This is a genomic window from Gemmatimonadaceae bacterium (assembly GCA_035533755.1).
Taxonomy (GTDB): domain Bacteria; phylum Gemmatimonadota; class Gemmatimonadetes; order Gemmatimonadales; family Gemmatimonadaceae; genus JAGWRI01.
This window is the reverse complement of sequence record DATLTC010000028.1, coordinates 1-8314: the sequence shown is the minus strand read 5'-3', so window position 1 is coordinate 8314 and position 8314 is coordinate 1. Positions and strand designations below refer to the sequence as shown.

Here is an 8314-nt window from a genome sequence, read left to right as displayed (position 1 = left end):
TCTGCTCGACAAGACGGGCACGATCACGCTCGGCAACCGCCAGGCGGTGGAGTTCCTCCCGGTATTCGGCGTGACCGTGGAGCATCTCGCCGATCGCGCGCAGCTCGCCTCGCTCCCCGACGAGACTCCCGAGGGCCGCAGCATCGTCGTGCTCGCCAAGGAGAAGTTCGGCATTCGCGGCCGTACACTGGCCGAGGGGCGGCGGGTCGTCCTCTCCGACGGCAATCCGGAGGGGGCGACGCAGGAAGCGGAGTTCGTCCCCTTCTCGGCCACCACGCGCATGAGCGGCGTCAACCTCGGACCGTTGCACCTGCGCAAGGGGGCCGGCGACGCCGTGTCCCATTGGGTCGCCGACAATCGCGGCGTGGTGCCGCCCGACCTCGGCCCGATCGTCGAGCGCATCGCGCGCGAGGGCGGCACGCCGCTCGTCGTCGCCGAGCGGAGCAACGGCGAGGCGCACGTGCTGGGCGTGATCTACCTCAAGGACGTGGTCAAGGGCGGCATTCGCGAGCGGTTCGCGCGGCTCCGCGCCATGGGCATCCGCACCGTGATGATCACGGGCGACAACCCGCTCACCGCCGCGGCCATCGCGCAGGAGGCGGGCGTCGACGATTTCCTGGCCCAGGCGACGCCCGAAGACAAGATGGCGCTCATCAAGCGCGAGCAGGCGGGCGGCCGCCTCGTGGCGATGACCGGCGACGGCACGAACGACGCGCCGGCGCTGGCCCAGGCCGACGTGGGCGTGGCCATGAACACCGGCACGCAGGCGGCCAAGGAAGCCGGCAACATGATCGACCTCGACTCCAACCCCACCAAGCTCATCGAGGTGGTGGAGATCGGCAAGCAATTGCTCATGACGCGGGGATCGCTCACCACGTTCTCCATCGCCAACGACGTGGCCAAGTACTTCGCCATCATCCCGGCGATGTTCGTGGCCACGTATCCGCCGCTCCAGGCGTTGAACATCATGCGCCTGCACTCCCCCGATTCCGCCATCCTGGCGAGCGTGATCTTCAACGCGCTGATCATCGTGGCGCTCATTCCGCTGGCGCTGCGGGGTGTGCGGTACCGGCCGGCGCCGGCGTCGGTGATCCTGCGCCGCAATCTGTGGATCTACGGCGTCGGCGGGTTGATCGTCCCCTTCGTGGGCATCAAGCTCATCGACATGCTCCTCGTCCTCTTCCGGTTGGTGTAACGTGCTCCGCAACCAACTCCGCCCCGCGATCGTGCTCACGCTCGCGCTCTGTGTGATCACCGGCATCCTCTACCCGAGCGCCGTCACCGCCGTCGCCCAGCTGCTCTTTCCGCGACAGGCCAACGGCTCGCTGATCCGCGGCGCCGACGGCGCCCCGATCGGCAGCGCGCTCATCGGCCAGTCGTTCACGCGCCCGGAGTACTTCCATCCGCGCCCGTCGGCCGCCGGCGCGGGCTACGACGACACGCTGTCGGGCGGCAGCAACCTCGGCCCCACCAGCGCCAAGCTGGATTCGCTCGTCGCGGCGCGCGTCGACACCGTCGTCGCCCAGGACGGCGGCGTGAAGGGCAAGATCCCGTCCGACATGGTCACCGCGTCGGGCTCCGGCCTGGACCCCGACATCTCGCCCGCCGACGCGTTCCTGCAGGTGGAGCGCGTGGCGCGGGCCCGCCACGTCGACAGTGCGTCGGTGCGCGCGCTCGTCGACCGGCACGTCCAGGGGCCGCAGTTCGGGTTGTTCGGAGATCCGCGCGTCAACGTGCTCGAACTCAACCTCGACTTGGACCGGTCGTTCCCGCTGCATGCCGCGGCGTCGCACGATTGATGAATCATCATGAGACGAATCTTGGCCGTGAGCCTGCTGGCCCTCGCCGTACGCGCGCAGGGCCAGACCGCCGCTGACACGACCCACGCCGGACCTGCCGCGGCCGCGACGCGGCCCGCTCCCTTCGGCGGATTCGCGTTCAGCGGATACGCCGAGGCATCCTATCAGTATTCCACGCATCCCGCGGGCACGACGATCGCGGGCCACCTCTACGATCGATACCAGAACCAGTTCTCGCTCGACGCGCTCGATCTCGTGGCCGACCGCCCGTACGACGCTCGCACGTGGAGCGCCGGCGTGCACGCCGAAGTCCTGCTCGGACAGAATGCCGCGGTCGTGCAGTCCCGCGGACTGGCGCTCGGGCCGCAGGGTGACCTCACCCAGCTGTACGTTTCCCTCAACGTGCCGACGCCCAACGGCAACGGGCTCCAGTTCCAATTCGGCAAGTTCGCCACGTTGCTGGGGCTCGAGGTGATCGAGGACGTGGCGAATCCCGTCTGGTCCGGCGGCAACCAGTTCATCTTCCTGGAGGACTTCACCTCCACCGGGGCGCAGGTGTCGTACCGGTTCGGGCCGCACGCCGACGCGCAGCTCCGCATCACCAACGGCTGGGACGCCGTCGAGGCGCGGAACTCGGGCAAGACCGTGCTCGGCCGCCTCGGCCTCTATCCCGATTCCACTTCCTCCGTCTCGCTGTTCGGCTACTCGGGCGCCGAGGAGTTGGACAATGCGTCGGCGCTCCGATCGGGCTCCGAGATCCTGCTCTGGAAGAAGTTCGCGCCGAGCTGGAACGCATGGCTGCAGGCCGACTACGGGCGGGAGATGGCCAACGCCGCGCTCCCCGATTCCAGCCGCGACGCGCAATGGTGGGCGTTCGGCGCCTGGGCCACGCGCGACCTCACGTCGACCGTCGGGCTCGGCGTCCGCGCCGACTACATGGCCGATCCCAACGGCGCCCGCACGAGCGCGGCGCTCGGGTATCCCGCCACCCCCGGGCAACGGGTGGCGACCGGCACGCTCACGCTCAACGTGCGCGCCTGGCCGGACGCGCTCGTGCGCCCGGAAGTCCGCTACGACCGCTCCACCATCGCCGCGTTCGGCGGGTCGCGGTCCCAGCTGACCGCCGGCCTCGGGGTCGCGTACCTTTTCTGAATGACGTCGCCCAACGTGCCGGACGACACCCGGCCGGCACCCGCCACCGACTTCCTCACGCTCGTGCGCCAACGCGAGCGCGGGAAGCTCAAACTGTACATCGGCTCGGCGGCCGGCGTCGGCAAGACGTATCGCATGCTCGTCGAGGCGCATCAGCTGCGGGCCCGCGGCGTGGACGTCGTGGTCGGATTCGTGGAGACCCACGCCCGCGCCGAGACGGCGGCGCAGATCGGCGACCTCGAAGTCGTGCCGCGCCGCCGCATCGAATACCGCGGCGTCGGCCTCGAGGAGATGGACGGCGACGCGATCGTGCACCGCAATCCCGAGGTCGCGATCGTCGATGAGCTGGCCCACACCAACGTGCCCGGATCGGCGCGCTCCAAGCGCTGGGAAGACGTGATCTGGCTGCTCGACAACGGCATCAGCGTCATCTCCGCGGTCAACGTGCAGCATCTGGAATCGCTCAACGACATCGTCGCCGAAACGCTGGGCGTGCTCATCCGCGAAACGCTGCCCGACTGGGTGGTGGGCCTGGCCGACCAGGTGGTGAACCTCGATATCTCGGCCGAGGATCTCCGCCAGCGGCTCGTCGAAGGCAGGATCTACGCGCCCGACAAGGTGCCCGCCGCGCTCGCCAACTTCTTCACGGCCGAGAACCTGAGCACGCTCCGTGAGCTGGCGCTGCGCGAAGTGGCGAGCTCGGTGGACCGGTCGCGCGAGGAGATCGTGCGGCGGGAGCGCGGCGGGACCGGCGCCCGCCGCACGGTGGATCGCCTCATGGTCGCGATGTCCAGCAACCCACCCTACACGGCCGCCCTCCTCCGCAGAGCCAGCCGCATCGCCGGCCGCCTCAACTCCGATTGGTACTGCGTGTACGTGCAGACCCCCGAGGAGAGCGCCGACCGCATCGACGCCACGGTGCAGCGCAAGCTCGTCGAGAACATCCAGCTCGCGCAGACCATGGGCGCCGAGGTGGTGCAGCTCCCCGGGACCGACGTGGCCGCGGCGCTGCTCGACTTCGTCCGCTCCCGCGGCGTGACCCTCGTCCTCGTGGGGCAGAGCCGGCGCTCGCGCTGGCAGCACCTGGTGCGGGGATCGGTGGTCGACCGCCTGGTGCAGAATTCGGCCGGTGTGGACGTGCTCGTGGTCTCGTTCTCCAGCGGCGAGTCCGGCACATGACGCCCGCCTACCTGGCCGCCGTGCTCGCCCTGGGAGGCGTGGCGCTCGCCTGGCTGTTCGCCTGGCGGGCCGTGCGGCGCGCGGCGGCGCGCGTGGACGAGCTGCACCACGCCGTGTCGGCCAGCGAGGCCCACGGCGCCGAGCGCGAGCGTCTGGCCACCGATCGCGCCCGCGCGGCCGAGGCGGCGGCCGCCGCCGCGGTGGACCGCAGCGTGCACGACCTCGACGACGTGCGCCTGCCCCTCCACATCCTGCTCGAGAATCAGTTCGGCGACCTCAACGACAATCAGGTGGAGTTGATCGGCGCGGCGCGCGATGCCGCCGAGGCCGCCGCGTCACGCCTGCGCCGCGCGCGCGACCTGTTCGCGTTGCGCCCCGAACAGCTCCGAAGCGAGCCCGTGCGGCCCGGCGACGTGGTCGCTTCGATCGTCGCGGCGCTCCAGTCGCGGGGCGGGGCCCGCGGCGTGCGCGTCGTGGCCGACATCGCCGCCCCCCTGCCCACCGTGCGCGGCGACCGCATCCGCCTGCACGAGGCGCTGGCCCTCGTCGGCGCGGCCTGTCTCGCCGCCACCGCCGACGGCGGCACGCTGCACATCACCGCCGCCGCCACCGACCCCGAACTGGTCGTGGCCTTCGAGGGCGGGCGCGTCGACGTCGACGAGATCGACACTGCGTGGGCCGCGCGCGTCATGGCGGCGCACGGCGGATCGCTGCGCGCGATCGACGCCCGCGTGGAGATCCGCCTGCCGCGCTGAGCGCCCGCGCTCAGCCCCCGCCGTGCGCGGGCTGCACCACCGCCGTGTCCACGTCCACGTAGCCGATTACGCGCGCCCACCCCGCGACGTCGCCGGCGCGCCGGAAGGTCACCGTCACCCGGGCCGAGTCGCCCCGCGCGATCGGCCGCGTGAGATCGACCACCATGATGTGCAGGCCGCCCGGCGCGAACCGCAGCGTGTCGTGCGCCGGCACGGGAAGCTCCGCCACCGGCGTCATGTGCGACATCCCGTTGCCCATCGGCATGTCGCGGTGCACCTCGGCGCGGGCGGCGATCGGCGTCCGCACCCCGATCACGGTGTCGGCCTGGCTCGTGGGATTCGTGACCCACAGGTAGAGCACGGCGGGCGACCCGGCGGCAGGAGTCACGAGATACCCGCGCGTCCACCCCATGGCGCCGCCCTGATCCACGGGCACCACCCGGCATCCACCGGCCGCGGCGAGCGTCAGCGCCAGAAGCAGGAATCGTCTCATATCAGTAGACGTCTCTCAGGAGACGCGGAATGTCGTGGACGTAATCGGCGATCGTCATCCCCGGGAGGTAGATCACGTGCGCGCTGTCGTCGGGGGTGAAGGCGAACACCTCCGCCGAGTGCGACACGGCGTAGCCGCCGCCGGGCAGCGCCTCGCGCTGCGCCGGCGGAATGTGGAACGCCTGCTCCATGGCCGCCAGTTGCGCGTCGGTGCCCCGCAGGCCGATGAACGCGTGGTTGAACGAATCGAGCCACTGCCGGAGTTGCGGCAGCGAGTCGCGCGCCGGATCGGTGGTGACGAACACCACCGTCACCCGGCCGCGATCGCTGGCCGGCAACTGCTTGAGCGCCGCGGCGATGTTGGCCATGTGCACCGGGCAGACGTCGGGACAGTGCGTGTACCCGAACGTGATGAAGGTGACGCGCCCTCTGGTCCGCTTGCCGAAGTCGAACGGCGCCCCGTCCGTGCTCGTCATCGTCACGTCGGGCCGCGGCACGGCAGGATCGATCACCGCGCCCAGCACCAGCGGCTGCCCCCGCAGCCGGTCGATCGTGTCGCGCGTCGCGTCGCATCCGGCCAGCCACGCCGCCGCGACCACGCCCAGGAGCACCGTTCGAGACCCGACCCGCATCACCGCCTCCGTCAGAACGTACGGCGTACCTGCGCGAACACCGCGCGCGGCTGCCCGGGGGACACGAGGCCGCCGGCCACCAGTTCAGGATAGGGCCGGTCGAGCAGATTGCGAACCCCCAGGTCCACGTCGGCCCCACCCAGCCGCACCGAGAAGCTCGCATGCATCAGTCCATACGCCCCGAGCACCACGCCCGGTTCGTCGAACGGCGAGTAGGGCCCCACCCAGTTGCCGCTCAGGCGCAGGCTCCATTGCCGGCCGGCGGGCGAGAACCGCACGGCGGACGTGCCGATGTACCGGGCCGTGTTGTACACGCGCAACCCGTCCACGGTGGACACGCTCCCGTCGTCCTCCGACACGATCGTGAGGTGCGTGTAGCGCGCGTCGTTGAACGTCCAGTCCCCCGTCACCTGCACCGTGGGGCGCACCGGCACCGCCCATTCCAACTCCAGCCCCTGCCGCACGCTCGATCCGCCGTTGTTCGCCACCCCGCTCAGCGGATTGATCGTCTGCTCGTTGCTCACGTCCATGCGGAACAGCGTCGCCGCGCCGTACACGCCGCTGCGGTCGAACTTCAATCCGCCCTCGTAGTCCCACGCCGTGACCACCGGCAGGCCGGGATCCATCATCACGCCGTCCGTGGAGCGGAATCCCCGCGAGACGTCGGCGTACGCCGAGAGCGCATCCATCAGGCGGTACGTCGCGCCCGCCTTGGGCGAGAACACGCCGGTGCTCCCGCGGAACTCGCCGAACAGGTCCTGGAGCGATCGGGTGTCCAGCACGTCGGCACGGCCGCCCACGTCCAATCGCAACCGGTCGGTGAGATCCACGTACGACTGCAGGAACACCGCCCCCGACAGCTGCCGCGCCGTGGCCAGCGCGTTCACCGAATCGCGGGTGCGGTTGGTGGTGAAGTAGTTCTCGTAGCGCGCGTGATCCCACCGGCCCTCAGTGCCGATCGTCAGCTCGCCCCGGGGCAACTGCCAGGTGAGCGCGCTGGTGAGTCCGGTGCCGTAGCGAGAATCCTCCTCTTCCGTCTGGCTGCCGCTGCCCTCGAACTTGCCGCCCGCCGGCGGAATGGTCAGGAACAGCTGCCACCGGCCCTCGGTGGCGTACACCGTAGTGCGCCAGAACATGGGCCCGGTGATGAGCCGCAGGCTCACCCGCTCCTGCGCGCGGCGCTTGTACCCGCCGTCCGACGGGTTGGACACGATGTCGTACTGGTGGCGCGCGAATTCCTCGCCGCTCAGAAATCCCGCCGAGTTCCAGTCGGTGCCGTACAGCTCGGTGCCGAAGTCGATCGAGTATCCATGCCCCAGCTCGTGCACCACTCGGCCGTGCCCCTGCACCAGGTCGTATCCGGCGTTGGGCCGGAAGCCGTCGTCATGTTCGTAGTGCACGCCGAACACCCCACCGCCGCGCGCGCCATGGTCGAACCCCGTCATCACGGTCGCGTCGGCGCTCCCGAACGAACCCGCCGACGCCTTCACCTCGGTGCCCGCCATGCGATCGATGGTGCGCACGTTCACCACGCCCGCCATCGCGAAGTTGCCGAACAGCGGGCTCGTCGGCCCGCGGATCACGTCGATGCTGCGCACCGCGTCGGTGAACAGCTCGCTGAAGTCGTTGTAGCCTTCGGAGTGTCCGTTCACCGGCTCGTTCACCGGCACCCCGTCGATCCACAGCGCGAGGTCGGTGGAATGGTCGGAGCTGAACCCGCGCAGCGACGCGTCGGACGCGAAGCCCGGCCCCTGCCCCTGCTGATGCACCTCCACCCCCGCCGTCTGCCGGAGCAGATCCCACGTGCTGTTGGACGGCGTGGCGTTGATCACCGACGCCGGGATGTGCGTCACCGACGCCGGCTGGCTGCGGTCCACCGGCGCCGCCACGATGTTGACGGCGCCGAGGCTCTGCGCGACGGCCTTGAGCGAATCGGCGCGGGCCACGGAATCGGCCCGCGTCCGCTGCTGTTGGCCCAACAGGACGGAAGGACTCGCCAACACGGCGAGCGCCCACAGGATGCGACGCATGGGCGGAATGTAATGCGCGTAAACACCGCGAAATACCGGCGGCGCCATGTGCGCCCGCCGCATGGTGTTGCGCCACCGGCGCGGCGTCCGGGCCGGGCGCCACGGTCGCTTTATGCGGGGCCGGGATGTAAATTGAGAGAGTCCGGATATGCCCCAATGTGGGGCACCCCGCCGCCGGACCTCCTCGGTCCCACAGACATGGCCATTGCCCTGACGACCGCCCAGGATTCCGGAAGTTCCTCCACGCCCGCCGCCGACGGCCGGCCCAATCTCGC

At 70.5% G+C, this 8314-nt stretch carries 8 protein-coding genes; 5 read left to right on the top strand and 3 right to left on the bottom strand.

The window, feature by feature from the left end:
- The 5 genes from kdpB to VNE60_04830 form a co-directional block, all read left to right on the top strand.
- The coding region (kdpB, locus tag VNE60_04850; GenBank protein HVB30838.1) for a potassium-transporting ATPase subunit KdpB at nucleotides 1–1195 on the top strand (1195 nt) is incomplete at its 5' end.
- Between the two features lies 1 nt (nucleotide 1196).
- Complete coding sequence (gene kdpC, locus VNE60_04845; GenBank protein HVB30837.1) at nucleotides 1197–1799, top strand: potassium-transporting ATPase subunit KdpC; 603 nt, start codon at nucleotides 1197–1199, stop codon at nucleotides 1797–1799.
- Between the two features lie 9 nt (nucleotides 1800–1808).
- On the top strand, nucleotides 1809–2951 hold the full coding sequence (locus VNE60_04840) for an outer membrane beta-barrel protein (protein ID HVB30836.1): 1143 nt from the start codon (nucleotides 1809–1811) through the stop codon (nucleotides 2949–2951).
- Entirely contained in the window at nucleotides 2952–4130 is a 1179-nt protein-coding gene (locus tag VNE60_04835; protein ID HVB30835.1) for a universal stress protein, read from the top strand. It begins immediately after the preceding gene.
- Nucleotides 4127–4885: a hypothetical protein gene (locus VNE60_04830; GenBank protein HVB30834.1), complete on the top strand. Its 759-nt coding sequence runs from the start codon at nucleotides 4127–4129 to the stop codon at nucleotides 4883–4885. Before VNE60_04835 ends, VNE60_04830 begins: the two co-directional genes overlap by 4 nt.
- A gap of 10 nt (nucleotides 4886–4895) precedes the next feature.
- Here the strand turns inward: VNE60_04830 and VNE60_04825 are convergent, their stop codons facing one another.
- Genes VNE60_04825 through VNE60_04815 form a run of 3 tightly spaced genes read right to left on the bottom strand, consistent with a single transcriptional unit; the run spans nucleotide 4896 to nucleotide 8039 of the window.
- Entirely contained in the window at nucleotides 4896–5378 is a 483-nt protein-coding gene (locus VNE60_04825; protein ID HVB30833.1) for a copper chaperone PCu(A)C, read from the bottom strand.
- A gap of 1 nt (nucleotide 5379) precedes the next feature.
- On the bottom strand, nucleotides 5380–6009 hold the full coding sequence (locus tag VNE60_04820) for an SCO family protein (protein HVB30832.1): 630 nt from the start codon (nucleotides 6007–6009) through the stop codon (nucleotides 5380–5382).
- Between the two features lie 11 nt (nucleotides 6010–6020).
- The gene (locus VNE60_04815; protein HVB30831.1) at nucleotides 6021–8039 is read right to left on the bottom strand and encodes a TonB-dependent receptor; all 2019 of its coding nucleotides are present in this window, start codon (nucleotides 8037–8039) and stop codon (nucleotides 6021–6023) included.
- Nucleotides 8040–8314: the final 275 nt, after the last annotated feature.